Genomic DNA, 25,072 nt, shown 5'->3' with positions numbered 1-25,072 from the left:
TCCCTCGGTCTTCCATCACTGCGTCCCTAGCCGATCAACCGATCCGAACCGCCGTGTACGGACCCGTACGCACGGTGGTGTGGGAGGGGTCGGGCCGCGAGGCCTGCCCCTATCCCGATCCCGGAATTCCGGCATCACGTGAAACCAGCCGAGCACGGCGACGTTGTCAGCTGTACGTACGCACTGGCTGACAGGACCGCGGTCAGGATCGCCAGACAGATTTTCTTCCTGAATATTTCGATTTCTGGAATTAATTACCGGAAATCGACTGGCGCCACGATTCTGATTTTTTAATAGACACGGGCTAATACTGATTTAATTGGCGGGAGAACTTAAATGGCGGAATTTAAAAACAAAAAAAGCCGGTCTATGAAGACCGGCTCTCCCGTGGATCGACGGCGAATTGCCGTCGCTTTCTAAATCGGCTTAGCGCTTCAAGCCGCTTTCTTCTTCCGCGCCGATGGCGAGGTTCATGCATTGGATCGCCGCGCCCGACGCGCCCTTGCCCAGGTTGTCCAGACGCGCGACGGTCACGAAGCGCTCTTCGTTGCCGAACACGAACAGGTCGACGCGGTTGGTGTCGTTGTTCGCCTGCACGTCGAAGAAGCCGCTGTCCAGATTGGCTTCGGCATCGAACGGCGCGACGCGCACGAACGCTTCGCCCGCGTAGTACTCGGCGAACAGCGCCTGCACGTCTTGCGGCGTCGCCTTCTTCGCCAGCTGTTTCGGCGAGAAGAATGTGGTGACCGCGAGCCCCTTGTAGAAGTCGCCGACGATCGGCGTGAAAACCGGCGCCGAGGTCAGACCCGTGTGCGCGGCCATTTCGGGCAGATGCTTGTGCGTAAGGCCGAGCGCATAAGGACGTGGGCTCTTGAGCTTGTCGTTGCCGCCGGCTTCGTAGTCGGCAATCATCTTCTTGCCGCCGCCGCTGTAGCCGGTGATCGAATAAGCGTGCGCGGCGAAGTCAGGCGCCACCACGCCGGCTTCGACGAGCGGACGCATGGCGAGCACGAACGCCGACGCGTGGCAGCCCGGCACGGCGATGCGTTTGGCCGTACGCAGACGTTCACGCTGCGAGCGCGCCAGTTCGGGCAGACCGTAGGCCCAGTCGGCGGAAGTGCGGAACGCGGTGCTCGCGTCGATCAGCACGGTGCGATCGTTGTCGACCAGCGAAGCGGATTCGCGCGAAGCGACATCCGGCAGGCACAGGAACGTGACGTCCGACGCATTGATGAGACGGCGGCGCTCTTCGAGGTCTTTGCGCTTCGCTTCCTCGATGCGCAGGATCTCCACGTCGGCGCGTTGCGACAGGTATTCAAAAATCTTCAGGCCGGTCGTGCCTTCCTGTCCGTCGACAAAAACTTTCGTGCTCATCTGGATCTCACTCGCTTGCAAAAGACGGGGGCGCGACGCCGCGCCGGAACGCTATTTTAAGACGTCATGGCCGGCGGCGTGCAAAACGGGATGAAAAAACGACGATGCGCGCTGAAAGTGACACCGGCGTGACCTGATGCACGGGAGATGCAAGCTAATGCAGGCTGGTTCGCGACAGAGCGCAGCCACAAACTCGCGCGCTACCCCCGACCCGCAATCCACCGCGCCGTGACGCCCGCGACGCGCGCGCCGAACATCCGCGCCGTTTCCAGATCGCCCTCAGGCGGCGCTTCTTCCGGCGACGCGTCGGCCGGCGACTGCGTAAGCAGCCCCGTGAAGCCGCCCACGTAGTTCAGATCGTTGCGGGTCGCTGCCTTGGTATTCGACGGCATCATGCCGGTGCCCGCCCAGATCATGCTGTGCTGCATGGCCAGCGTGACGAAGTACTGGATGGTCGAGAACTTGTCGCCGTTCATGGTCGCCGAGTTGGTGAAGCCGGCCGCGATCTTGTCTTTCCACACCTGGCCGAACCACGGCTTCGAACTCGCGTCGGCGAATTTCTTGAAGTCGGCCGATGGGCCGCCCATGTAAGTCGGGGCACCGAAGACGATCGCGTCGGCCGCGGCCAGCTCGGCCCAGCTCGCGTCGTCGATGTCGCTGACCGGCATGAGCCGCGCCTCGGCGCCGGCTTCGAGGATGCCGGCGACCACGGCTTCGGCGACTTTCTTCGTGTGGCCGTAGCCGCTGTGATAAACGATGACGATCTTCGACATGACACCCTCTGCGGACGTGAATCAGAATGGATTAGGCTCGGCAATGGTGCGCATGGGCAGCGGCGCCGCACCGACTCGCATTGCGCACAGCGCTGCGCCGCACATTAGCGTGCGCGGATGACAGAAATTCCGCGCGAACCGCAAGGCCGTGCAAGCCGCACGCCACGCCGATGTGTGTGCTTCAGTCGGCTCGACAGCCGAAGCTACCGCCCGTAATTAACCACCATCTTTGCACTGCCGAGCGTAGCGGTGCCGATCTCGTGATCGAACATCAGCGCCGGACGTCCTTGCGCGAGGCGCAGGTCGGCGGTGCCGAGCGCATACACGGTGATGATGTAGCGATGTGGTTTGCCCGGCGGCGGACAAGGGCCGCCGTAGCCGTCGGTATCGAAGTCGTTGCGCGCCTGCACCGCGCCGAGTTTCGTGAGGAAGCCGGAGGCGCTCGCGTTGTCCGGCAAGCTGTCGACCTTCGCCGGAATGCCGGCGACCGCCCAATGCCACCAGCCGCGTCCGGGCGCATCCTGATCGAACATGGTGATGGCGAAGCTGCGCGTGCCGGCCGGCGCGTCGCGCCACGTCAATTGCGGCGAGCGATTGCCGCCTTTGCAGTCGTCCTGATTGAAAACCTGCGCGTTATCCACGGTGCCGCCCGGATGGAAACTGGCGCTGGTCAGCGTGAACGTGCCTTCTGCCAACGCGCGCGGACTATGCGCTGTAAATAGCGCAAGAGTGAGCATTGCGCAGGTGAACAACGGCTTACGGCACGACAGTAAAGCAAGCGAAACGACCAGGCAACGCGAGCGCATGTGCCGGTTCTCCTGTCAGGGCGCGAGGCGTTTGTCCTCGCGATGGTTATTGTCCTTAATTGAGCCCCAAGGTTGGACCAAGTCTAACATTAGCTATGCGATGCATCATTGTTGCGATGCCCGAGGATTTGCGGATGGGAAATCGGCTATAGTCAGAGGAATCGTCCGCGCGACCCCGGCCCGCGCTTCCCATTCGTTTCAATATCCCGCATAGAAAGACATGGTAGAAGTTGTGGAGAGTGGCTCATCAATCGAGAGGAGAGCGATGCAAGATCCACTCAGGGTCGGGGTCGCCGACGACCATCCGGTCATCCTGTTCGGCGCGGAACACGCACTGCTCAAATTTCCCGGTCTGCAGATCGTCGGACGAGCGCGGCAGTCCACTGAACTGGTCAAGATGCTGCAAACCGGCGCTTGCGACGTGCTCGTCACGGATCTGGCGATGCCCGGCGGCCAATACGGCGACGGCCTGCAACTGATTGGCTATTTGCGCCGCAATTTCCCCGACCTTCCCATAGTCGTACTCACCATGCTGGAGAACGCTGCGTTGCTCAAGCGGCTGCGCGAGCTTGGCGTGACCTCGGTCGTCAATAAGTCGGACGATCTGAGCCATATCGGGCTCGCCGTGCAGCACGTGAGTCGCAAGCTCGAGTACATGAGTCCGTCGGTCAAGGCGGCGCTTGATGCTCTGCGCATGAATTCCGGCGGCAAGGGCGACGAAGTGATGTTGTCCAGGCGCGAACTCGAGGTCGTGCGTCTGTTCGTGTCGGGTATGACGATCAAGGAAATCTCGGAGCAACTGAACCGCAGCATCAAGACCATCAGCACGCAGAAGAACACAGCCATGCGCAAGCTGGGCATCGATCGCGATTCCGAGTTATTCCAGTACGCGCAGAGCAATGGTTTGCTGAATCTGTCGTCGCGTGCGCCGGATGATGCGGGCGACGTGGCTTGACGTCGCGTCGCGCGCGTAGTGGGCAAATGCCGGGCAAATGCCCGGGCGGAAAAAAAGCCGCCTGTCGTGAAGACAGGCGGCTTTTTCAATTCAAATTCGCTAAAAACGGCTGCGCTTACTGCGGCGTCGAGGTTGCGCCGCCATGCGCCGCCGACCATTCAGCCGGTGCGTGCAGGAATTTTTCCACTTCGTCGAGCGTCTTGGTGTCGAAGTACTTGTTTTCCTTGGCGACGCGCAAGACGTCCCACCACGTGGCCAGCGCGTGCAGATCGACGTCGATGTCTTTCAGCACCGACACGCTTTCCTTGAAGATGTTGTAGTGGAACAGCACGAAGCAGTGGTTCACCGTCGCGCCGGCCGTGCGCAGCGCGTTGATGAAGTTGATCTTGCTGCGGCTGTCCGTGGTCAGGTCCTCGACCAGCAGCACGCGCTGACCTTCGGTCAGCAGGCCTTCGATCTGCGCGTTACGGCCGAAACCCTTCGGCTTCTTGCGCACGTATTGCATCGGCACCATCAGGCGGTCGGACAGCCATGCCGCGAACGGAATGCCGGCGGTTTCGCCGCCGGCGACGGCGTCGATCTGCTCATAGCCGACATCGCGCAGGATGGTGGTCTCGGCCATTTCCATCAGGCCGCGGCGCACGCGCGGATACGAGATCAGCTTGCGGCAGTCGATATAAACCGGGCTCGCCCAGCCGGACGTGAAAATGTACGGTTTCTCCGCATTGAAGTGCACTGCTTGCACTTCAAGCAGCATTTTGGCGGTCGTGTCGGAGATCGTCTGGCGATCGAAGCCTGTCATGGGCGGATCCTTGGGTGTGAGCGGGGAGAAGCGGGCGCGGGGCCCGGTGGCGCAGCAAACGGGGTATGCCGCGCCATGTTGGGCGGAATACGCTGCCGGTCAGTGGAGTGCAGGCCGGTTTTTGCTGCGCGCGTAGGCCGACATTTTACCCGAAACCGACCCTTCAGACGAGGCTGACGTGCGCGGCGATCGCGAATGGCGGGCCTACCGGGCCCGCTGCGCCCGTTTCGCGGGCCGCGCCGATGCGGAGTTCGGGCAGGAATCGTGACGCACTTCTGGCTGGCTTGTTAGCAGCCAGGGGCGCCTTTACACTCACGCGAATTTCTCGGGCGCCGCCACGCGCGGCCGCCCAACTCAACTACGGAATGCCTTCAATGACTGCCGCTTCTCCCGCCACCGACACCCGTGCATCCGCCAAAAATGGCTACGCGGGCCGCGCGTTGCTCGCGTCGGTGCTCGGTTACGCGATGGACGGTTTCGATCTGCTGATTCTCGGTTTCATGCTGCCGGTCATCGCCGCCGACCTGCATCTGAGTTCGACGCAAGCCGGCTCGCTGGTCACGTGGACGCTGATCGGCGCGGTCGCGGGCGGCGTGATTTTCGGCGTGCTGAGTGACTATTTCGGGCGCGTGCGGATGCTGACCTGGACGATCCTGATCTTCGCCGTCTTCACCGGGCTGTGCGCGCTCGCGCAAGGCTACACGGACCTGCTGATCTATCGGACCATCGCCGGCATTGGACTGGGCGGCGAATTCGGCATCGGCATGACGCTGGTGGCTGAGGCGTGGCCGGCGTCGCAGCGGGCGCGCGCGTCGTCGTATGTCGGGCTCGGCTGGCAGCTCGGCGTGCTGGCCGCCGCGTTGCTGACGCCGCTGTTGTTGCCGGTGATCGGCTGGCGCGGCATGTTCGCGCTCGGACTGCTGCCCGCGGTCGTGTCGTTTTTCGTGCGGCGCCGGGTCGAGGAGCCAGCGCTGTTCAACGAACGTGTGGCGCGCGGTATGCGCAAGCTGCCGTTCAAATTGCTGGTGGCTGACGGTCGCACCACGCGCGCGAGCATCGGCGTGGCGATTCTCTGCTCGGTGCAGAACTTCGGCTATTACGGCCTGATGATCTGGCTGCCGAGCTATCTGTCGAAGACCTTCGGCTATTCGCTGACCAAATCCGGCCTGTGGACCGCGGCGACGATTCTCGGCATGGCGTGCGGCATCTGGCTGTTCGGCATCGCCGCCGACCGCTTCGGCCGCAAGCCGGCTTTTCTGTTCTACCAGGCCGGCGCGGTGGTGATGGTATTCGTCTACGCACATCTGAGCACGCCGACGGCGCTGCTGATCGGCGGCGCGGCAATGGGCGTGTTCGTCAACGGGATGATCGGCGGGTACGGGGCACTGATCTCCGAACTTTATCCCACCGATGCGCGCGCCACCGCGCAGAACGTGCTGTTCAATGTCGGCCGGGCGGTCGGCGGTTTCGGGCCAGTGGCGGTGGGCGCGTTGGCCGCGCGCTATTCGTTCGGCGCCGCGCTCGCGTTGCTCGCGTCGATCTACCTGCTCGACATCCTCGCGACACTTTTTCTGATTCCTGAACGCCGCGGCGCTGAGCTCGAATGAGGCACCTCGCTTGCGCGTGACTTGGGTGTGACAAACGATACAACGGCAGACACAACTGCGGCACGATGCCGCAATGCAACAGCGCGGACTCCTCGGGCTCCTGTTTCGCTGATGGCGAGTCCTGTTAACCACTCAGTGCATCGACGCATGTGGGGTGTACACTAATCGGCCCGCGAAGCACTCCGCATTGTCCTCGCATCGTCCTGCTTGTCGTCGCGGTTCAACGCCGCGCCCCATTCGGTGTATGCGCAAAGCCGCCTCGGCCGGCGCATCAATCGACCGAGGCAGGCGACGCTAGCTGTGCGGCGTGCCGGGCCCAATTACTTACGTCTCGCAGGCCAAAAAATGGACGAACAACTTAAGCAAAGCGCTCTCGCATACCACCAGAATCCGAAGCCCGGCAAGATTTCGGTGACGCCCACCAAGCCGCTATCGAATCAGCTCGATCTGTCGCTCGCGTATTCGCCGGGTGTCGCCGCAGCCTGTATGGCGATCTACGACGAACCGCTCGACGCGCAGAAGTACACGTCGCGCGGCAACCTGGTCGGCGTGATCACGAACGGCACGGCCGTGCTGGGCCTCGGCAACATCGGCCCGCTCGCGGCGAAGCCGGTGATGGAAGGCAAGGGTTGTTTGTTCAAGAAGTTCGCGGGCATCGACGTGTTCGACATCGAACTTTCCGAATCCGATCCGGACAAGCTGGTCGAAGCCATCGCGATGCTCGAGCCCACGCTGGGCGGCATCAATCTCGAAGACATCAAGGCGCCCGAGTGCTTCTACATCGAGAAGAAGCTGCGCGAGCGCATGAAGATTCCCGTCTTCCACGACGATCAGCACGGCACTGCGATCATCGCGTCGGCGGCGATCCTGAACGGCCTGAAAGTGGTCAGCAAGAAGCTCGACGAAGTGAAGCTGGTGTGTTCGGGCGCGGGCGCGGCTGCCATCGCGTGTCTGGATCTGCTGGTGAACCTGGGTCTGTCGAAGCAGAACATTCTCGTCACCGATTCCAAGGGCGTGATCTACGAAGGCCGCGGCAACCTCGATCCGTCGAAGGAACGCTACGCGGCGAACACCGAAGCGCGCACGCTCGCTGACGCGATTCGCGGCGCCGATGTGTTCCTCGGCTGCTCGAGCGCCGGCGTGCTGAAGCCGGAAATGGTCGCCGAAATGGGCACCCAGCCGCTGATTCTCGCGCTGGCGAATCCGGAGCCGGAAATTCGCCCGGAAGAAGCGCGCAAGGTTCGCCCGGACTGCATCATCGCGACCGGCCGTTCGGACTATCCGAACCAGGTTAACAACGTGCTCTGCTTCCCGTTCATCTTCCGCGGCGCGCTGGATGTCGGCGCGACCACGATCACCGAAGAAATGAAGCTCGCGTGCGTGCGCGCGATCGCCGAACTGGCCGAAGAAACCGATCAGGGCGATGAAGTCGCGAAAGCCTACGAAGGCCACTCGCTGGAATTCGGTCCGGAATACCTGATTCCGAAGCCGTTCGATCCACGCCTGATCATCAAGATCGCGCCGGCCGTCGCGCAGGCGGCGATGGACTCGGGCGTCGCGACCCGTCCGATCAAAGACATGGACGCGTACCGCGAAGAACTCGGCACCACGGTGTATCGCACCGGCATGGTGATGCGTCCGGTGTTCGCCGCCGCGAAGTCGGAACCGGCGCGCATTGTGTTCGCCGAAGGTGAAGACGAGCGCGTGCTGCGCGCCGCGCAATTCGTGCTGCTGGAAAAGATCGCCAAGCCGATTCTGGTCGGCCGTCCGTCGGTGATCGAGATGCGTCTGAAGAAGATGGGCTCGAAGCTCAAGTGCGGCGAGGACGTCGAGATCGTCAATCCGGAAGACGATCCGCGCTATCAGAAGAGCTGGCAGGCATACCACGAACTCGGCGCGCGCCAGGGCGTCACGCCGGACGTCGCGAAGGCCGCGATGCGCAAGTTCAATACGCTGATCGGCGCGATCCTCGTGCATCTCGGCGACGCGGACGGCATGATCTGCGGGATGATCGGCCAGTACCACATGCATCTGGACTTCATCGAGCAGGTGTTGGGCAAGGCGGACAACGTGGAGAACTTCGCCGCGATGAACCTGCTGATGCTGCCGGGCCGCAATCTGTTCATCTGCGACACCTACGTGAACGAAACACCGACCGCCGAACAACTGTCCGACATGACGATGCTGGCTGCGCGTGAGATCGAGAAGTTCGGTATCACGCCGAAGGTCGCGTTGCTGTCGAGTTCGAACTTCGGCAGCGCGCCGTCGTCGTCGTCGCAACGGATGGCCGCGGCTCGCAAGCTGATTACCCAACGTGCGCCGACGCTCGAGATCGACGGTGAAATGCACGGCGACGCGGCATTGTCGGAATTGGTCCGCAAAGCTGCGTTCCCGGGCACGACGCTGTCCGGCGAAGCGAACCTGCTGATCATGCCGAATGTCGAAGCGGCGAACATCGCGTACAACCTGCTGAAGATGGTCGGCGGCGAAGGCGTGACGGTCGGTCCGTTCCTGCTGGGTGCGGAAAAGCCGGTGCACATCCTGACGCCGGCTGCGACCGTGCGCCGGATCATCAATATGACGGCGGTGGCGTCGGCAAACGCACGCAAGCACGCGAACGCGAAGTAATGCGGATGGCTTGAGGTTGACGCGGCGCTGCCTCAACGCGTGCGCCGTCGAGCCAACGAGAGAACGCCACGGAAGTGATTCCGTGGCGTTTTCTTATAGCTGGAAAAAAAGCGGCTGTCCGTGAGGACAGCCGCTTTGCCGTTTCACAGCGCTTTTTACGCCGCGTGTTGCGTCTTGCCCGCCTCTGGCGAACGCCAGCGCGTCAGCAACTCGTTCCACTTGATCCGCACGCCCTTCAGGTTGTTTTCCTTCACGTGCCCATAACCACGGATGCCGTCCGGCAGATTTGCCAGTTCTAGCGCCAGTTCACGGTTTTGCGCGCTCAGCCCGCCGATCAGTTCACGCACCAGCGCTTCATACTCGACGATCAACGCGCGTTCCGTGCGACGCTCCTCCGTCTTGCCAAAGACGTCGAACGCCGTGCCCCGCAGGAACTTGAATCTGGCGAGCACATGCATGGCGCTGAAAACCCAGGGGCCGTACTTCTTTTTCACCAGATGGCCCTGAGCGTCCTTTTTCGAGAACGTCGGCGGCGCGAGGTGGATGTGCAGCTTCCAGTCCCCTTCGAAACTTCCCTTCAGCTTTTCGATGAACGCCGGGTCGCTATACAGCCGGGCGACTTCGTACTCGTCCTTGTATGCCATCAGCTTGTGCAAGTTCTTCGCGACCGCTTCGGTCAACGGCAACTGGCCGTCGATTGAATCGAGCGCCGATTCCGCTGCACGTACTTGCGACACCAGCCCGCGGTAACGCTCCGCATACGCGCGGTTTTGCCACGCGGCGAGGTAGTCGGCACGTTTGTCGATCAGCGTGTCGAGCGCCTTCGGCGTGTGCAGCGCGATGATCTTGCTGCTCGCCGAATCCGCTGCGGCGGCGCGTGCCGGCGCCTGCGCGAGCTTGCGCACCGCGGCCGGATCGTGTGCGGCGCGGCGGCCCCATTCGAACGCCGCGCGGTTCTTCTCGATCTGCACGTCGTTCAACTCGATCGCGCGCATCAGCGACTGATACGTCAACGGCACCCAGCCGCGCTGCCATGCGTAACCGAGCACGAACGGATTCGTGTAGATCGCGTCGCCGAGCAGCGCGACCGCGAATTGATTCGCGTCGACCGTATCGACGTTCTCGTCGCCCGCGCCGGCGCGCACGTCGGCTTCCGTGCTGCTGCCCGGAAAGCGCCAGTTCGGATTCTTGATGAGCTCGGCAGTCGGTGTATGCGCACTGTTCAGCACCACCCGCGTGCGGCCCGCCTGCATCCGCGACACGCATTCGTCGCTGGCGGTGACGATCGCATCGCAGCCGATCACGAGGCTCGCTTCGCCCATCGCGATGCGGGTCGCGTGGATGTCGGCCGGTTGCGCCGCGATCTGCACGTGGCTCATCACGGCGCCGCCTTTTTGCGCGAGGCCCGTGACGTCGAGCACCGTGACGCCCTTGTTCTCCAGATGCGCGGCCATGCCGAGCAGCGCGCCGATCGTCACGACGCCCGTGCCGCCGACGCCCGTGACCAGCACGCCGTACGGACGGTCGATCGACGGCAGCTCCGGTTCCGGCACCGGCGGCATCGCGTCGCCGGCGACGCCCGAGGCCGCCTTCGGCTTGCGCAACTGACCGCCTTCAACAGAGACGAAGCTCGGACAGAAGCCGTTCACGCACGAATAATCCTTGTTGCAGGTCGACTGATTGATCTGGCGTTTGGTGCCGTACTCGGTGTCGAGCGGCTCGACCGACAGGCAGTTCGACTTCACCGAGCAATCGCCGCAGCCTTCGCACACGGCCTCGTTGATGACGATGCGCCGCGCCGGGTCCGGATACGTGCCGCGTTTCCTGCGACGGCGCTTCTCGGTCGCGCAGGTCTGGTCGTAGATCAGGATCGTGGTGCCGGATATCTCGCGCAGTTGGCGCTGCACCTCGTCGAGCTTGTCGCGATGGTGAATGTCGATGCCCGGCGCGAGGCCGACGTTGGTCGAGTACTTTTCCGGTTCGTCGGTGACGATCACGATTTTCGACGCACCTTCGGCAGCTAGCTGATGCGTGATCTGCGGCACGGTCAGCACGCCGTCGACCGGTTGGCCGCCGGTCATCGCGACCGCGTCGTTGTAAAGCAGCTTGTAGGTGATGTTCGCCTTCGAGGCGATCGCCGCGCGAATCGCCAGCAGCCCCGAATGGAAGTACGTGCCGTCGCCGAGATTGGCGAACACGTGCTTGTCGTTGGTGAACGGCGCCTGGCCGATCCACGCGACGCCTTCGCCGCCCATCTGGCTGAAGGTGCTGGTGCTGCGGTCCATCCACACCGTCATGTAATGGCAGCCGATGCCGGCCATCGCGCGCGAGCCTTCCGGCACATTGGTCGACGTGTTGTGCGGGCAGCCCGAGCAGAACCACGGCTTGCGCTCAGCTTCCACGCGCGGGCGCGCGAGCGCCTTTTCCTTTGCTTCGATCACGGCGATGCGCATCGCGATGCGGGCGCGCACGTCCGACGGGAGATCGAACTTGTCGAGCCGCGTCGCGATCGCCTTGGCGATGATCGCCGGCGAGAGTTCGTAGTGCGCCGGCAGCAGCCAGTTGCCCATTGGCACCGACCATTCGCCGCCTGCGCCGTCCTTCTCGTCGAACTTGCCGAACACGCGCGGACGCTGCGCGTCGGGCCAGTTGTACAACTCTTCCTTGATGGCGTATTCGAGAATCTGGCGCTTTTCCTCGACCACGAGGATTTCGTCGAGACCCTTCGCGAAGCTGTGCGCGCCTTGTGCTTCGAGCGGCCAGACGCAGCCGACCTTGTAGAGCCGGATGCCGATGCGCGCACAGGTTTCGTCGTCGAGACCGAGGTCGGTCAAGGCCTGGCGTACGTCGAGATAGGCCTTGCCGCCGGTCATGATGCCGAAGCGCGCATGCGGCGAATCGATTTCGACGCGGTCGAGTTTGTTGGCGCGCACGTAGGCAAGCGCGGCGTACCACTTGTAGTCGAGCAGACGCGCTTCCTGCACCAGCGGCGGATCGGGCCAGCGGATATTCAGGCCGCCTTCGGGCATCGCGAAGTCTTCCGGCAGGATGATCTTCGTGCGATGCGGATCGATGTCCACCGAAGCAGACGACTCGACCACATCGGTCACGCACTTCATTGCCACCCATAGGCCGGAATAGCGGCTCATCGCCCAGCCGTGCAAACCGAAGTCGAGATATTCCTGCACGTTCGACGGGAACAGCACCGGCAGGCCGCACGCCTTGAAGATGTGCTCCGACTGATGGGCGAGCGTCGAGGATTTGGCCGCGTGGTCATCGCCGGCGAGCACGAGAACGCCGCCCTGCGGCGACGAGCCGGCCGAGTTGCCGTGCTTGAAGACGTCACCGGAACGGTCGACGCCAGGGCCCTTGCCGTACCACATCGAGAACACGCCGTCGTATTTGGCGCTGGGGTACAGATTGACCTGTTGCGAACCCCAGACGGCGGTAGCCGCGAGGTCTTCGTTGACGCCGGGCTGGAACACGACCTGATGCGCGGCGAGATGCTTCTTCGCCTTCCACAGAGATTGGTCGAGTCCGCCGAGTGGCGATCCACGGTAGCCGGAGATGAAGCCGGCGGTATTGAGCCCGGCGGCCTGGTCGCGTTCCTGTTGCAGCATCGGCAGACGCACCAGCGCCTGGATGCCGCTCATGTACGCGCGGCCGCGTTCGAGCGTGTATTTGTCGTCGAGCGTGACGGAAGACAACGCGGCTTCAAGCGAGGCTCGCTGACCTGCGTCTAGCGGGGCATTCATTATGTGTACTCCTCCACTCAGTTTGGGATCGCCAAAACTTTTTTGGGCCGTAGCATCTTGTGAATGCGTGAGGCCGGGGCCGTCATATTGACGTGTTTTAAGTGATGGTAGCACTGGTGGAAACCCGCCGCAGTGCGTTCAATAAGGTTGCGCTGCCGCGGTTTTGTGCGCCAATCGACGCCCCTTGCCATGCGGCTCGGGTCGCTTGGCAAGGGGGCCTGTAACAAGCTGTAAAAGCTAAAAATTCGCGGAACCGTAGAGCAAATCCCTGTCTAACCCGGCACCTGTGAGCAATGTCTACGCAACGCTCCGCATTCGGCGGAGCTTCATGACAACAGGGCAGTTAGAAAAGGAGTACGCATGAACACCAGAAACATCCAGACCTTCCTGATGGTCTCTGCCGCATTTTTCGCCATGAGCGCGCCTATGCGCTCGAACCCGGGCAGTGCAGGGGCGCTCTCGAACGCCGTCATCCGGACAGCGCAGGTCGCGCCCGCACGCATCGCCATGGAGCGTGTCTCGCGTGCCACCCAGGCGGACGAGGAAAGCCAGAATTCGTGATGTGCCGCTGAGGCGGTGCGTCGGTTGATAACCGGCCGTTGGTTCTACTCAAGGCAACGGCGCCAGTGAGGAGGGCGGGGATCTTGCGATCCTCGCCCTTTTCATTTTGGTTTCATGCGCTCAGTTTCGGCGAAACCGGCAGCCGCTTTTCGTCAGACTTTGTCCTGCACTACACCGCGGCGAATCTGATCCAGTTCAATCGATTCGAACAGCGCCTTGAAGTTGCCCTCGCCGAAGCCCTGGTTGCCCTTGCGCTGAATGATCTCGAAGAAGATCGGACCGATCTGGTTTTCGGTGAAGATCTGCAGCAACAGGTCGTCCGGCGCGCCGTCGATCAGAATCTTGCGCTTGCGCAGTTCCTCCAGCGGCTCACCATGGTTCGGCACGCGGCGGTCGACCAGTTCGTAGTAAGTGTCGATCGTGTCGAGCAGCGAAATGTTCGCCGTGCGCAAACCGTCCACCGTGCGATAGATGTCCTGAGTGCCGAGCGCGATGTGCTGAATCCCTTCGCCGTGATACGCGTCCAGATATTCCTGAATCTGGCCGGCGGTCTCCGAGCCTTCTTCGTTGATCGGAATGCGGATCTTTCCGCACGGCGAGGTCATTGCCTTCGACTTCACGCCCGTCACCTTGCCCTCGATGTCGAAGTAACGCACTTCGCGGAAGTTGAACAGGCGCTCATAGAACTCCGCCCATTCCCGCATGCGGCCGCGATGCACGTTGTGCGTCAGGTGGTCGATGTAAGTCAGGCCGTGGCCGACCGGATTGGGGTTCGCGCCCGCGATGGGTTCGAAGTCGACATCGTAAATGTCGATGTTGCCGATGCTGTGCGGTTCGGCACCGTTCTTGCCGCGCCAGCGGTCGACGAAATAGATCAGCGAATCGCCGATGCCCTTGATCGCCGGGATGTTCAGTTCCATCGGGCCGGTCTTGTTGTCGAAGCCCCACGCGCCTTTTTCCAACGCCTGCTTGTAGGCCTTGGCCGCGTCCTGGACGCGGAACGCGATCGCGCAGATCGACGGACCGTGCAAACGCGCGAAGCGTTGCGCGAAGGAATCCTGTTCCCCGTTGACGATGAAGTTGATCTCCCCCTGGCGATACAGCGTCACGTTTTTATGACGATGCCGCGCGACGGCGGTGAAGCCCATCTGTTCGAACAGCTTGCCGAGCGCTTTCGGGTCCGGTGCGGTGTATTCGATGAATTCGAAGCCGTCGGTGCCGACCGGGTTTTCCCAAGTTGAAACCTGCATGTGTGTCTCCTGTTGTGCGCCGGCGAAAGCGCGAGCGGGATGGCGATTAAGCGCGGCCTGGTGACGCAAAGTTTAAAGTCCGGGCTGGGACGAAAACTTGCGAACTTAATCGTGCACCGCTACGCTTGCGCTATTTTCTAGCTCAAATTTCACTACGGACGGCAGAAGATGGCGAACGCAGAGATCGACGCGATCGACAGGCGCATTCTGGCAATCCTTCAGGAGAATGGGCGGCTCTCCAATCAGGAGATCGCCGAGCGCGTCAGTCTGTCGCCGAGTCCGTGCCTACGGCGGATTCGTCGGCTGGAAGAGAGCGGCGTGATTCGCGGCTATGTCGCGCTGCTCGACGCGCAGCGCCTCGGACTAGACCTGCTCGCCTATGTCAATGTGCGGCTGGAGAAGGGGGGCGGTTGGGCGCTCAGCCCGCGTTCGGGCGAAGCCACGCACGCCGATCTGTTTCGCGCGGCGGTGCAGACCTGGCCGGAGGTGGTCGCGTGCCACGCGATGACCGGCGAGATGGACTACCTGCTGCGGGTCCAGGTGGAGGACATGGCTCACTTTTCGCGCTTCATGCAGGATCACTTGCTGCACCATCCGTCGGTGATCGACGTGAAAACCAGTTTCTCGCTGGAAAAGATCAAGGAGACGACCGCGTTGCCAATCTCGTGAATACCGGCAAGGGGCAAGTAGGGAACAAAGAAAAAGGCAGCCTCACGGCTGCCCTTCATCATTTCCCCGTAGCGTTTTTTCAGGCTGCCGCGGCCGTCGGCATGAACGACTCGAACAGCTTCGACGCCTGCCGCGCCTGGCGTTTGAGCGCGTAGTCGAATACGGCGGCCTGCTCCTGGAGCATCTCGGCAATGATGCTCGATTGGTCCGCCGGCGGCAGCGTCAGGTAAGCGTCGGCTTCGCCATACGCGTATTCGATCTTCATGCCGGCCTTCTTCGCAATGTGCATCATCGTCGAGTTGCGCGACAGGCAGTGCATGTAAAGCATCGTGACGTGCGTGTTGCGGCTGCGGATCGCGGCGCGCTCGAAGAGCTTCGAGCCGATACCCTGGCCGCGAACGCTTTCCAGCACCGACACGCCGAATTCGGCCGTGCGCTTGTCGCCTTCAGCAGGCAGATAGGCAAGGTGACCGACGCCGGTGAGTTCCAGTTTGCTGTTGAACACGCCGAAGACGGTGTCGCGCGTGAAGTCGATCGCCCGGACGTAGTTTTCGATGACGCGGTTCGGCACGATCTGGCCGAAGCGCAACAGGCGGTCGTCTTCGTCGAGCGCGAGGAAGTGGGTCAGCAACCGTTCACGGTCGACAGCGGTGAGTTCACGGACCAGAGCGGGTGCGCGACCAGTTGGCTGCGACAAGCCATCGTGCGGGACGATCGGTTGGGCGGCGTGTAGGTGCATCAGTTTCATGGTCGGGTTCTCCTTTTAATCGAGCGGCGTGTTGCACCGCAAAAGCGATTTTAGCGGAAACCGCAGTCGATCACTAGGGAAAACCCGTATCAAAATTTGAAGAGAATACCTAAAACACTCGCGCCCTGTTTTTAATTAATTGATTTTTAAAGATAAAGAAAATTGAACGAGCGTTCTCGACGTGACGCTATCTGTCGCTAAACGCGAATGCGGCATGGGTCCTTCTATTGTTGCTCTGCGTCATTTGAGCGCACCACGCTCAACCCATGTTCCACCATGTCGACCACCTGTTCGGCGAACTCGCGGTAACCCATCCGGCCGTCCGGCTTGAGCCAGGTGAACGTCCAGTTGATCATGCCGAACACCATCATGGTGAGGGCGGTCTGATTTTCGCGGGTCGCGCGCTCCGGATATGCGCGCGACAGCTGTCGCGCGAAAGCCGCGACGACATCGCGCTGGCGGTTGAGGATCACCTCCCGCTGGGTGTCGACCAGATATTTCACGTCGTTCAACAGCGCGACGTGCCGGCTATGCGACGTTTCATACTCGGACAGAAAGGCCCGGATCAGCTCGGCGAAGGTCTCCCGCTCGCTGAGGCCGCGCCGCTGACTCGCGCCCTCCACCTCGGCGATGATCAGCATCAGCCGCTTCGTGTAGCGGTCCAGCAAGTCGAACAGGATCGCTTCCTTGCTCGCGTAGTAGTGGTACAGGCGCGCCTTCGACGTGCCGCTGGCGGCGGCCAGATCGGCCATCGAGGTGCTGGGATAGCTGGTCTGGGCGAATTTCGCCGCCGCCAGCTCGAGAATCTGCTCGCGTTGAGTTTCGTGGTCGGGGGCTCGGGTACGGGCCATAGTCGTTGTTTTGCAGTGTTATTAGTTTGGGCAGGGGGCAAGCGCCGCGCACAGTTCCAGCGTGCGCCATGCGCTGACGTCACCGCGTAATCTGATGCGCCGGCTCGCGGCCATTTCGCGCAGGCGCCATAGCACGACGATGTCGCTGACCAGAAACCCCAGTTCGGCTGTCATCAACTTCGCGGCCACGCGCGCTGCGGGTTGCCAGTGTTCGGTCGCGTGTTCGAGAAGCTGCGCGTCCAGCTCGGCAAAACTGCCGCTCGTGAAAGTGTTGTCGCGCCAGCGCCGGGTCTCGCCGTTCGCCTGTTTGACTTCCTGCCATTCGAGCGCGAGCCGGCTGATGCGCAGCACGGAAATTGGCGCGGCTTCCGGCAAATGCGTCTGCAACACCGCAGGCGCGAACATGCCGACCGACGTCGCGCGATCCCGGCGGCTGTGCGCCCATGCGCCCGGATCAGTGAGGTCGCGAATCGACAGGCGGACCTCGTTCAGGCGCTGCGGGCTGTTGCGCAGGTGATAGCACACCCGGCGCAGCATCAATTGATCTGCTGCGCTTTCCCCGTGCCAGACCACCAGATTCGATTCGCCGCGTGCGATATTGTCGAGCGCCGCCGCCTGGTCGCGGAATTCCCGCAGGAAATTCCGCCGGGTATCCGTAGCGACACGATCCCAGAAGTCCGCGCGCACGTCCGGCGCGTCGTCGATGCCGCGTAACGGCCCGACTGCCAGATCGTCGCGCAGCGCATGCACGCGATCGTCGCGGCCCGCTGCGTGGAGCGCGGCGCGCAATGACTCGGCGGCGACATCGCCGTTAGTAAGGTGAATCGTGCTCATTGGCTGTGGCTTGCAGTGGCAATGACAAAAGGGGCCGCTCGGCGACCGGAACCGAAGTCCGATCGCGAGCGGCCCCTAGTGTAAGCGGATCGCGATGCTGCCGAAAGCGTTGCCGGTGTGACGCCAAGCCAGCTGGCGCGGGCGGCTCAGCGTTCGTCGTAGCTCACCACCACGCGGTCGCTGACCGGATGGCATTGGCACGTCAACACGAAACCGTCGCGGATTTCGTGTTCTTCGAGCGTGTAGTTCTTTTCCATCTTCACTTCGCCTTCGAGCACCTTCGCGCGGCACGTGCAGCAAACACCGCCCTTGCACGCGTACGGCAGCGCGAGGCCGGCTCGCAGGCCGACGTCGAGCACGCTCACGCCCTGATACGGCAGACGCAGCTTGCGCCGTTTTCCGTCGAGTACGATTTCGAGGTCGGCGGCCGGCGTATCCTCGGTGATTTCGACCGGCGGCACGCCCGCTTGCGGCAACGGCGAGCCGAAGCGCTCCACGTGCACCTTTTCGGGCGGCACGCCGGCAGCTTTCAACGCCGCTTCGGCGGCGTCCATCATCGGACCGGGGCCGCAGATGAAGGCTTCGTCGATCGCGTCGGCGGGCAACAGGTTGTCGATGAAGGCCGCGCACTTTTGCTGGTCGAGCACACCGTTGAAGAGCTCCACGTCCTGCAGATCGTCGGACAGCACGTGATAGAGCACGAAGCGGTTCATGAAGCGGTTCTTCAGATCTTCGAGCTCTTCCGCGAACATGATCTGATCGACACTACGGTTGCCGTATATGAGCGTGAAGGTGCTGCGCGGCTCGACTTCGAGCGTCGTCTTGATGATCGCCAGCACGGGCGTAATGCCCGAGCCGCCCGAAAACGCAAGGTACTGCTGACCCTGCTCGGCGTTTAAATGGGTGAAAAAGCGGCCGTCCGGCGTCATCACGTCGATCGTGTGACCGGGCTGCAGCGTGTCGAACGCGAAGTTCGAGAAGCGCCCGCCGCGCACGCGCTTGATGCCGATGCGCAGTTCGCCGTCGCGATCGTAGTCCGTGACGCCGACGCAGATCGAATATGAACGGCGCGTTTCCTCGCCGTCGATGTGCGTCTTCAGCGTGACGAACTGGCCTTGCGTGAAGCGATACTGGTCGCGCAGCTCGACCGGGACTTCAAAGGCGACCGAGACCGCGTCGGCGGTTTCGGGCCGCACTTCGCGGATACGCAGCGGGTGAAATTGCGGGGTAGCCATATCAGTATGGTTTGAAGTAGTCGAAGGGTTCGTGGCAGTCGAGACAGCGGTACAAGGCCTTGCAGGCGGTCGAGCCGAATTGCGCGACACGCTCGGTACGCGCGGAGCCGCAACGAGGACAGGACGGCGCCGGCAGTGCCCGCGGCATGAAGCGCAGCACTTTTTCCTGCGACGGCGCGGCCGAACCGCAATTGCCCGTGGGCGGCGCGATGCCGTAGGCACGCAGCTTCTCGCGGGCGTCGGCGGTCATCCAGTCCGTGGTCCACGCCGGCGCGAGCACCGTGGCGATCCGATACGGCTTGAGTTCCGCCACGTCGAGCGCGTGCGCGACATCCTCGGCAATCTGCGACATCGCGGGACAACCGGAATAGGTCGGCGTGATCACGACCTCGAGCGTGCCGTCGGCGGTGCGACGCACGTCGCGCAGGATGCCGAGCTCACGGATCGACACCACGGGGATCTCCGGGTCGGGCACCGTTTCGAGTACAGTCCAAGCGCGTTCGAGCGCAGCGTCGGCCTTGTGTGTGGCAGTCGAAGTCGTCATCGTCGGATTACCAGGTGGCGCCGGGATGCTGGCGCGCGACGCTCTGCATTTCAGCCAGCACGAAGCCCATGTGCTCGGAATGTTCGCCGTGTTTGCCGGTCGTGATGTGCTTGACCGCTTCGGGCAGCGTCAGCGTGGCTTCGTCGAGCGTGGCGCGCACGTCGTCGAGCCATGCTGCCTCCAGATCGGACGTACGTGGTCCGATGCCGGCCGCGGCGATCGTCTCTTCCACGCTGTCCGTGCTGAAAAACTCGCGCGTGTATGGCAGCAGGTAGTTCAGCGCGTCTTGTGCGCGGCGGTGCGATTCCTCCGTGCCGTCGCCGAAACGGATCAGCCACTCGCTCGCGTGATGCACGTGATAGCTGGTTTCCTTGATCGACTTCGACGCGATGGCCGCCAGTTGCTCGTCCGTGGATGTCGTCAGCGCGGTCCAGAGATGCGCCATCAACGTCGAATACAGAAAATTGCGCACGATCGTGACCGCGTAATCCTTTTCGGCTTGCGCGGTGCCGCACAGCGGGCCGTAATGCGGCAATTCGGCCAGCGTGTAGTTAGCGAACTCGCGTTCGGCGCGAAAGTACGCGTAGTCGTCTTCTGTACGGCTCCTGCCGGTGAGCTGCTGTTCGAGCGACGCGGCGTGCGTATACAGCAGGCGCGCCTGGCCTATCAGATCGAGGCTCATGTTCGACAGTGCGATGTCCTCTTCGAGGATCGGGCCGTGGCCGCACCACTCGGTATTACGCTGACCGAGGATCAGCGCGGTATCCGCGAGGCGCAGCACGTATTGGAGATGTTGGGGCGTGATGTCCATGGCCGCGCTTACATGTGGTTGACTTCGTCGGGGAGCGTGTAGAACGTCGGGTGGCGGTAGATCTTGTCACCGGCCGGTTCGAACAGTTCTGCCTTGTCTTCCGGCGCGGACGCCGTGATTGCCGACGACGGCACCACCCAGATGCTCACGCCTTCCTGGCGGCGCGTGTAGACGTCGCGCGCCATGCGCAGCGCCATCGGCGCGTCGGCGGCGTGTAGACTGCCGCAGTGTTTATGGTCGAGTCCCTGCTTGCTGCGCACGAAGACTTCCCAAATCGGCCATTCCTTGTTCATTGCTGATCTCCTGTGTCGACCGGAGTTAGCGCTTCAGCGCTTACTCCGGTCCCATGAAAGATGGTTGCTGTTTTTTCCTGACGCGCCTTGTCCGTCAGGCGGCGTGCTGTTGTGCGCGCTCGCGCTGCTTTTCGGCGTGGGCGAGGGCGGCTTCGCGTACCCAGGTGCCGTCGTCATGGGCTTTGACGCGGGTGGCGAGGCGTTCGCGATTGCAAGGGCCGTCGCCGTTCACGACACGCCAGAATTCTTCCCAGTCGATGTCGCCGTAGTCATGATGGCCGCGCGCTTCATTCCATTTCAGGTCCGGGTCGGGCAGCGTGACGCCGAGCACCTTGGCCTGGTCGACCGTGGCGTCGACGAATTTCTGACGCAGATCGTCGTTGGAAATGCGCTTGATGCCCCATTTCGACGACTGATTGCTATGGATCGAATCCTTGTCGCTCGGGCCGAACATCATCAGCACCGGCCACCACCAGCGATTCACCGCTTGCTGGACCAGTTCACGCTGCGCTTCGGTGCCGGACATCATCGACATCAGCGCGTCGAAACCCTGGCGCTGGTGAAACGACTCTTCCTTGCAGATGCGGATCATCGCGCGGGCGTACGGGCCGTAGGTGCAACGGCACAGCGGGATCTGGTTCATGATCGCCGCGCCGTCGACCAGCCAGCCGATCACGCCGACGTCGGCCCACGTGGGCGTCGGATAATTGAAGATGCTCGAATATTTGGCCTTGCCCGAATGCAGCGCGGCGATCAACTGGTCGCGCGACACGCCGAGCGTTTCGGCCGCGCTATACAGATAGAGGCCGTGACCGGCTTCGTCCTGGACTTTGGCGAGCAGGATTGCTTTGCGTTTCAGGCTCGGTGCGCGCGTGATCCAGTTGCCCTCCGGCAGCATGCCGACGATTTCCGAATGCGCGTGTTGCGAAATTTGCCGCACCAGCGTCTTGCGGTACGCGTCAGGCATCCAGTCTTGAGCCTCGATCTTGCCGTCGGCGGCCATGACCGCGTCGAACTGTGCCTGTGCGGGCGAACTTGCGTCCGCATCGAGCGGGGCGACATTGCCGGGAATATCCAGGGATTGCGTGTACATGGGGACGCTCTCTGCGGAAGTTGTCTGGGTTTGCGTAGTATAAACCAACCGACCGGTCGGTTAATAAATTTTTTGACGATGATCGATCGCGCCGATAGGGGCTGGTTCGAGGTCGTCGCGACGGCGATTCGTCAGCGTCGCCGCCCCTTGCTGACGCTTAACCTATAAAATTGCGAATTGGCCGCGATTTGCGGCCCACCTGCATCCCCCGGTACTCATGTTACGTCTAAGCGAAATCAAACTCCCGCTCGATCATCCCGAAAGCGCCCTCGAAGCCGCCGTCCGCGCGCGCCTCGCGGAACTTGGTGTGGCCGGGGACGGGCTCATCCGATACACCGTGTTTCGCCGCGCGCACGACGCGCGCAAACGCGCCGACATCAAGCTCACTTACATCGTGGATGTCGAGGTAACGGATGAAGGCACGGCGTCCAAGCGGCTCGCCGACGTGCCGCACTGCGGCGTGACGCCTGACATGACGTACCGGTTCGTCGCCAAGGCGCCCGCGCAATCGGCCACGCCTCGGCCGGTCGTGATCGGCATGGGGCCGTGCGGGCTGTTCGCCGGATTGATCCTCGCGCAGATGGGCTTCCGGCCGATCATCCTTGAACGCGGCAAGGCCGTGCGCGAGCGCACCAAAGACACTTTCGGGCTGTGGCGCAAGTCGGTGCTCAATCCGGAGTCGAACGTGCAGTTCGGCGAGGGCGGCGCCGGCACGTTCTCGGACGGCAAGCTATACAGCCAGATCAAGGACCCGAAGCACTACGGCCGCAAGGTGCTCGACGAATTCGTCCGTGCTGGCGCGCCGGAGGACATTCTGTATCTGAGCCGCCCGCATATCGGCACGTTCCGTCTAGTCAGCATGGTCGAAAAGATGCGCGCGACCATTCACGAGCTGGGCGGCGAGGTGCGGTTCGAGACACGCGTCGACGATATCGACATCGACGGGGGTAAGGTGCGCGGTCTGAAGCTGTCGACCGGCGAGACGTTGCGCTGCGATCATGTCGTGCTGGCGGTCGGCCACAGCGCGCGCGATACCTTCCAGATGCTGCATGACCGCGGCGTCTATATTGAGGCGAAGCCGTTTTCGCTCGGTTTTCGGATCGAGCATCCGCAGGGTTTGATCGATCGCAGCCGTTTCGGCAAATTTGCCGGCCATAAACAGCTGGGCGCCGCCGACTATAAGGTGGTGCATCACTGCAGCAACGGACGCGCGGTTTATAGCTTCTGCATGTGTCCGGGCGGCACCGTAGTGGCGGCGACTTCGGAGCCCGGGCGCGTAGTTACCAATGGTATGAGCCAGTATTCGCGGGCGGAGCGCAATGCCAATGCGGGGATTGTGGTCGGCATTACACCGGACGACTATCCGGGCGGTCCGCTCGCCGGTATCGCTTTCCAGCGTCAATGGGAAGAGCGGGCGTTCGAACTGGGCGGCGGCAACTATATGGCGCCAGGCCAACTGGTTGGTGACTTTATCGCCGGCCGCCCGTCTACGTCGTTGGGTTCGGTCGTGCCGTCCTACAAGCCCGGCGTGCATCCGACCGACCTCAGCACCGCGCTGCCCGACTACGTGATCGAGGCAATTCGTGAAGCGCTGCCGCAGATGGACAAAAAAATCGCGGGTTTCGCGATGCATGACGCGGTGCTCACCGGAGTGGAAACGCGAACGTCGTCGCCGGTTCGTGTGCGTCGCCGGGATGACTTTCAGAGCATGAACGTCGAGGGTTTGTATCCGGCGGGCGAGGGTGCAGGGTATGCCGGCGGGATCTATTCGGCGGCCATCGACGGGATCGAGGTCGCTGAAGCGCTTGCGTTGAAGATGACTGGCGCGCAGGCGGCCTGATTTGGGCAGCGGCGGTCGCGGCCGCCGACTGTTGCCGTTGTGATCGGGCACAATGCGCGTTTGGCCTCGAACCCTTCACCCGAATGACCATTCGCTCCCTGGCTGCCGCATGTGGCGCGGCGCTGCTTGTCCAATTTTCTATTGCCCCAGCGGTTTTCGCTGCCGACGCCCCAGCGCATTGGGTCGCCGCATGGGCGACGGCGTTGCAACCCATCCCGCAGCGGTCCGACTTGCCGCCGTTGTACCGTGCGCCGGAAGTGGCCGGGCGCACCGTCCGGCAGATCGTTTATCCGACGCTGTCCGGAAAATCTGTCCGCGTTCACCTGAGCAACGAATACGGCAAGATGCCGCTTGTCATTGAAGACTTGCGTATCGCGCGTTCGACGGGCGGCGCGGCTGCGGCCGGTGACGGCGCGGCGCGCGTGACTTTTGGTGGCAAGAGCGCCGTCAGTATTCCGGCCGGCGCGGAGTTGGACAGCGACCCGGTTGCTATGGATGTCGCAGAAGGCGCGCCGTACGCAATCAGCGCTTTTATGGGACCGGAACAGCGGATTGCCGCGTGGCACCGCGTGTCGAACCAGGTCAACTACGTTTCCACGCCAGGCAATCATGCAGCCGACGCCTCCGCGCAAGCTTTTCGCGGCCGGTTTACACAGTATGTTTGGGTGACCGGGTTATCGGTGGAGGCGGCCTCTTCAACGGCGGCGGTTGCGGCGATCGGCGATTCGATCACCGATGGCATGCGTTCCAGCTTGAACCAGAATCGTCGCTGGCCGGACGCGCTGGCTCGGCGGTTAGCCGGCGCAGGCGATCGTTCGACCGCGATCGTCAATCTCGGCATCAGCGGCAATCGACTGTTGAGCGACTCCCCATGCTACGGCGATGCGCTCGCGAGCCGCTTCGACCGCGACGTTCTCCGGCGCCCCGGCGTCAAGACGGCGATCCTGTTGATCGGCATCAACGACATCAACTTCGCGGCGATGCCGGCTCATAGCGGTCTCGATTGCGACTTCCCGCATACCTCGATCACTGCCGCTGATCTGATCGCCGGCTACCAGCGGGTGATCGCCGCCGCGCGGCACGCTGGCGTGAAGGTGTTTGTCGCAACGTTGACGCCGGCGTCATTGCCGCCGGAGCGGGAGAGCATCCGGCTCGTCGTCAACCAGTGGATCCGCACCAGTCACGCTTTCGACGGCGTAGTGGATTTCGACGCCGCGCTGCGGGACCGGACCCAGCCGGACCGCCTGCAACGCGCTTTCGACAGCGGCGACCATATCCATCCCAGCGATGCCGGCTATGCCGCAATGGCTGCGGCGGTTCCAGTGGACGCCGTTGTGAACTCGACCCGTAAGTGAGTTGCCAAAAAGATTTCGTCAAAAGCTTGTCACAAAGGCGAGGCTCACCTATCATTCGGCCTCTCGTTTGCGAACGAGGGCCGCGGTAGAAACCAGCGGCTGTGGCGTCAGCAAGTTTTTAAGCGAAAGCGCAAAAATGTTGTTGACGAAACGAAAAAGAGCCTTCATAATCTCGTTTCTCTGCTGCTGATGCAGCGACGCAGAACGGAAGCGGTGCCGGGTAGGTGAAACGGGCGCCGCGAACGTGAAGCGGATCGATCTTTAAAAACTAACAGCCGATAAGTGTGG

General features: G+C 62.5%; 21 protein-coding genes. 7 read left to right on the top strand and 14 right to left on the bottom strand.

The window, feature by feature from the left end; translation table 11 throughout:
• Window positions 1-426: 426 nt before the first annotated feature.
• From argC to FVF58_RS48460, 3 genes are all read right to left on the bottom strand, one after another.
• Window positions 427-1,374 (bottom strand): N-acetyl-gamma-glutamyl-phosphate reductase, encoded by a 948-nt coding sequence (gene argC / locus FVF58_RS48470; protein ID WP_149676604.1) that lies wholly within the window; start codon window positions 1,372-1,374, stop codon window positions 427-429.
• A gap of 200 nt (window positions 1,375-1,574) precedes the next feature.
• Window positions 1,575-2,147: a flavodoxin family protein gene (locus FVF58_RS48465; protein WP_149676603.1), complete on the bottom strand. Its 573-nt coding sequence runs from the start codon at window positions 2,145-2,147 to the stop codon at window positions 1,575-1,577.
• Window positions 2,148-2,350: 203 nt separating this feature from the next.
• Window positions 2,351-2,953 carry a YbhB/YbcL family Raf kinase inhibitor-like protein gene (locus FVF58_RS48460; protein WP_149676602.1) on the bottom strand — a complete coding sequence of 201 codons (603 nt, stop codon included), beginning with the start codon at window positions 2,951-2,953 and terminating at the stop codon, window positions 2,351-2,353.
• 265 nt (window positions 2,954-3,218) lie between these two features.
• On the opposite strand from FVF58_RS48460, the gene FVF58_RS48455 reads away from it, so the two are divergent.
• The gene (locus FVF58_RS48455) at window positions 3,219-3,908 is read left to right on the top strand and encodes a response regulator (RefSeq protein WP_149676601.1); all 690 of its coding nucleotides are present in this window, start codon (window positions 3,219-3,221) and stop codon (window positions 3,906-3,908) included.
• A 115-nt stretch (window positions 3,909-4,023) separates the two neighbouring features.
• Here the strand turns inward: FVF58_RS48455 and FVF58_RS48450 are convergent, their stop codons facing one another.
• A complete protein-coding gene (locus tag FVF58_RS48450) occupies window positions 4,024-4,710 on the bottom strand; it encodes an orotate phosphoribosyltransferase (protein ID WP_007179868.1) in 687 nt (228 codons plus the stop codon).
• Between the two features lie 374 nt (window positions 4,711-5,084).
• Here FVF58_RS48450 and FVF58_RS48445 point away from each other — a divergent pair, with 374 nt between their 5' ends.
• Window positions 5,085-6,317, top strand: coding sequence for an MFS transporter (locus FVF58_RS48445; protein ID WP_149676600.1), 1,233 nt, complete (start codon window positions 5,085-5,087; stop codon window positions 6,315-6,317).
• A 345-nt stretch (window positions 6,318-6,662) separates the two neighbouring features.
• Window positions 6,663-8,945 carry an NADP-dependent malic enzyme gene (locus tag FVF58_RS48440; RefSeq protein WP_149676599.1) on the top strand — a complete coding sequence of 761 codons (2,283 nt, stop codon included), beginning with the start codon at window positions 6,663-6,665 and terminating at the stop codon, window positions 8,943-8,945.
• Window positions 8,946-9,100: 155 nt separating this feature from the next.
• Here the strand turns inward: FVF58_RS48440 and FVF58_RS48435 are convergent, their stop codons facing one another.
• On the bottom strand, window positions 9,101-12,700 hold the full coding sequence (locus tag FVF58_RS48435; RefSeq protein WP_149676598.1) for an indolepyruvate ferredoxin oxidoreductase family protein: 3,600 nt from the start codon (window positions 12,698-12,700) through the stop codon (window positions 9,101-9,103).
• Window positions 12,701-13,060: 360 nt separating this feature from the next.
• On the opposite strand from FVF58_RS48435, the gene FVF58_RS48430 reads away from it, so the two are divergent.
• Window positions 13,061-13,261 carry a hypothetical protein gene (locus tag FVF58_RS48430; protein WP_149676597.1) on the top strand — a complete coding sequence of 67 codons (201 nt, stop codon included), beginning with the start codon at window positions 13,061-13,063 and terminating at the stop codon, window positions 13,259-13,261.
• Between the two features lie 152 nt (window positions 13,262-13,413).
• Here the strand turns inward: FVF58_RS48430 and hppD are convergent, their stop codons facing one another.
• Window positions 13,414-14,511, bottom strand: coding sequence for a 4-hydroxyphenylpyruvate dioxygenase (gene hppD / locus FVF58_RS48425; protein WP_149676596.1), 1,098 nt, complete (start codon window positions 14,509-14,511; stop codon window positions 13,414-13,416).
• Between the two features lie 168 nt (window positions 14,512-14,679).
• Between hppD and FVF58_RS48420 the strand changes: the two genes are divergently transcribed.
• Window positions 14,680-15,180, top strand: coding sequence for an Lrp/AsnC family transcriptional regulator (locus FVF58_RS48420; protein WP_149676595.1), 501 nt, complete (start codon window positions 14,680-14,682; stop codon window positions 15,178-15,180).
• Between the two features lie 79 nt (window positions 15,181-15,259).
• Here the strand turns inward: FVF58_RS48420 and FVF58_RS48415 are convergent, their stop codons facing one another.
• The 8 genes from FVF58_RS48415 to paaA all read right to left on the bottom strand — a co-directional run bounded on the left by FVF58_RS48415 (window position 15,260) and on the right by paaA (window position 21,589).
• A complete protein-coding gene (locus FVF58_RS48415; RefSeq protein WP_149676594.1) occupies window positions 15,260-15,928 on the bottom strand; it encodes a GNAT family N-acetyltransferase in 669 nt (222 codons plus the stop codon).
• 224 nt (window positions 15,929-16,152) lie between these two features.
• A complete protein-coding gene (locus FVF58_RS48410) occupies window positions 16,153-16,779 on the bottom strand; it encodes a TetR/AcrR family transcriptional regulator (protein WP_149676593.1) in 627 nt (208 codons plus the stop codon).
• Window positions 16,780-16,800: 21 nt separating this feature from the next.
• Entirely contained in the window at window positions 16,801-17,613 is an 813-nt protein-coding gene (locus FVF58_RS48405) for a DUF1835 domain-containing protein (RefSeq protein ID WP_149676592.1), read from the bottom strand.
• 146 nt (window positions 17,614-17,759) lie between these two features.
• Window positions 17,760-18,848 carry a 1,2-phenylacetyl-CoA epoxidase subunit PaaE gene (gene paaE, locus FVF58_RS48400; protein ID WP_149676591.1) on the bottom strand — a complete coding sequence of 363 codons (1,089 nt, stop codon included), beginning with the start codon at window positions 18,846-18,848 and terminating at the stop codon, window positions 17,760-17,762.
• Window position 18,849: 1 nt separating this feature from the next.
• Complete coding sequence (gene paaD, locus FVF58_RS48395) at window positions 18,850-19,392, bottom strand: 1,2-phenylacetyl-CoA epoxidase subunit PaaD (RefSeq protein ID WP_149676590.1); 543 nt, start codon at window positions 19,390-19,392, stop codon at window positions 18,850-18,852.
• A gap of 7 nt (window positions 19,393-19,399) precedes the next feature.
• The gene (paaC, locus tag FVF58_RS48390) at window positions 19,400-20,203 is read right to left on the bottom strand and encodes a 1,2-phenylacetyl-CoA epoxidase subunit PaaC (protein ID WP_149676589.1); all 804 of its coding nucleotides are present in this window, start codon (window positions 20,201-20,203) and stop codon (window positions 19,400-19,402) included.
• Between the two features lie 8 nt (window positions 20,204-20,211).
• Window positions 20,212-20,496 (bottom strand): 1,2-phenylacetyl-CoA epoxidase subunit PaaB, encoded by a 285-nt coding sequence (gene paaB, locus FVF58_RS48385; RefSeq protein ID WP_007179854.1) that lies wholly within the window; start codon window positions 20,494-20,496, stop codon window positions 20,212-20,214.
• A 94-nt stretch (window positions 20,497-20,590) separates the two neighbouring features.
• Entirely contained in the window at window positions 20,591-21,589 is a 999-nt protein-coding gene (gene paaA, locus FVF58_RS48380; protein ID WP_149676588.1) for a 1,2-phenylacetyl-CoA epoxidase subunit PaaA, read from the bottom strand.
• A gap of 217 nt (window positions 21,590-21,806) precedes the next feature.
• Between paaA and FVF58_RS48375 the strand changes: the two genes are divergently transcribed.
• Both FVF58_RS48375 and FVF58_RS48370 read left to right on the top strand, forming a co-directional pair.
• Entirely contained in the window at window positions 21,807-23,429 is a 1,623-nt protein-coding gene (locus FVF58_RS48375; RefSeq protein WP_149676587.1) for an NAD(P)/FAD-dependent oxidoreductase, read from the top strand.
• A gap of 83 nt (window positions 23,430-23,512) precedes the next feature.
• Window positions 23,513-24,784 carry an SGNH/GDSL hydrolase family protein gene (locus FVF58_RS48370; protein ID WP_149676586.1) on the top strand — a complete coding sequence of 424 codons (1,272 nt, stop codon included), beginning with the start codon at window positions 23,513-23,515 and terminating at the stop codon, window positions 24,782-24,784.
• Window positions 24,785-25,072: the final 288 nt, after the last annotated feature.

This window comes from Paraburkholderia panacisoli (assembly GCF_008369935.1).
Classification (GTDB): Bacteria; Pseudomonadota; Gammaproteobacteria; order Burkholderiales; family Burkholderiaceae; genus Paraburkholderia; species Paraburkholderia panacisoli.
This window is presented reverse-complemented; position numbering and strand designations above follow the sequence as displayed.

Coding starts and splice junctions, on each gene's coding strand:
- FVF58_RS48455 (WP_149676601.1), top strand. CDS start 3,219: ATGCAAGATCCACTCAGGGTCGGGGTCGCCGACGACCATCCGGTCATC.
- argC (WP_149676604.1), bottom strand. CDS start 1,374: ATGAGCACGAAAGTTTTTGTCGACGGACAGGAAGGCACGACCGGCCTG.
- FVF58_RS48420 (WP_149676595.1), top strand. CDS start 14,680: ATGGCGAACGCAGAGATCGACGCGATCGACAGGCGCATTCTGGCAATC.
- FVF58_RS48465 (WP_149676603.1), bottom strand. CDS start 2,147: ATGTCGAAGATCGTCATCGTTTATCACAGCGGCTACGGCCACACGAAG.
- paaD (WP_149676590.1), bottom strand. CDS start 19,392: ATGACGACTTCGACTGCCACACACAAGGCCGACGCTGCGCTCGAACGC.
- FVF58_RS48450 (WP_007179868.1), bottom strand. CDS start 4,710: ATGACAGGCTTCGATCGCCAGACGATCTCCGACACGACCGCCAAAATG.
- FVF58_RS48430 (WP_149676597.1), top strand. CDS start 13,061: ATGAACACCAGAAACATCCAGACCTTCCTGATGGTCTCTGCCGCATTT.
- FVF58_RS48405 (WP_149676592.1), bottom strand. CDS start 17,613: ATGAGCACGATTCACCTTACTAACGGCGATGTCGCCGCCGAGTCATTG.
- paaC (WP_149676589.1), bottom strand. CDS start 20,203: ATGGACATCACGCCCCAACATCTCCAATACGTGCTGCGCCTCGCGGAT.
- paaB (WP_007179854.1), bottom strand. CDS start 20,496: ATGAACAAGGAATGGCCGATTTGGGAAGTCTTCGTGCGCAGCAAGCAG.
- FVF58_RS48435 (WP_149676598.1), bottom strand. CDS start 12,700: ATGAATGCCCCGCTAGACGCAGGTCAGCGAGCCTCGCTTGAAGCCGCG.
- FVF58_RS48415 (WP_149676594.1), bottom strand. CDS start 15,928: ATGAAACTGATGCACCTACACGCCGCCCAACCGATCGTCCCGCACGAT.
- FVF58_RS48445 (WP_149676600.1), top strand. CDS start 5,085: ATGACTGCCGCTTCTCCCGCCACCGACACCCGTGCATCCGCCAAAAAT.
- paaE (WP_149676591.1), bottom strand. CDS start 18,848: ATGGCTACCCCGCAATTTCACCCGCTGCGTATCCGCGAAGTGCGGCCC.
- FVF58_RS48460 (WP_149676602.1), bottom strand. CDS start 2,953: ATGCGCTCGCGTTGCCTGGTCGTTTCGCTTGCTTTACTGTCGTGCCGT.
- FVF58_RS48370 (WP_149676586.1), top strand. CDS start 23,513: ATGACCATTCGCTCCCTGGCTGCCGCATGTGGCGCGGCGCTGCTTGTC.
- paaA (WP_149676588.1), bottom strand. CDS start 21,589: ATGTACACGCAATCCCTGGATATTCCCGGCAATGTCGCCCCGCTCGAT.
- FVF58_RS48410 (WP_149676593.1), bottom strand. CDS start 16,779: ATGGCCCGTACCCGAGCCCCCGACCACGAAACTCAACGCGAGCAGATT.
- FVF58_RS48440 (WP_149676599.1), top strand. CDS start 6,663: ATGGACGAACAACTTAAGCAAAGCGCTCTCGCATACCACCAGAATCCG.
- FVF58_RS48375 (WP_149676587.1), top strand. CDS start 21,807: ATGTTACGTCTAAGCGAAATCAAACTCCCGCTCGATCATCCCGAAAGC.
- hppD (WP_149676596.1), bottom strand. CDS start 14,511: ATGCAGGTTTCAACTTGGGAAAACCCGGTCGGCACCGACGGCTTCGAA.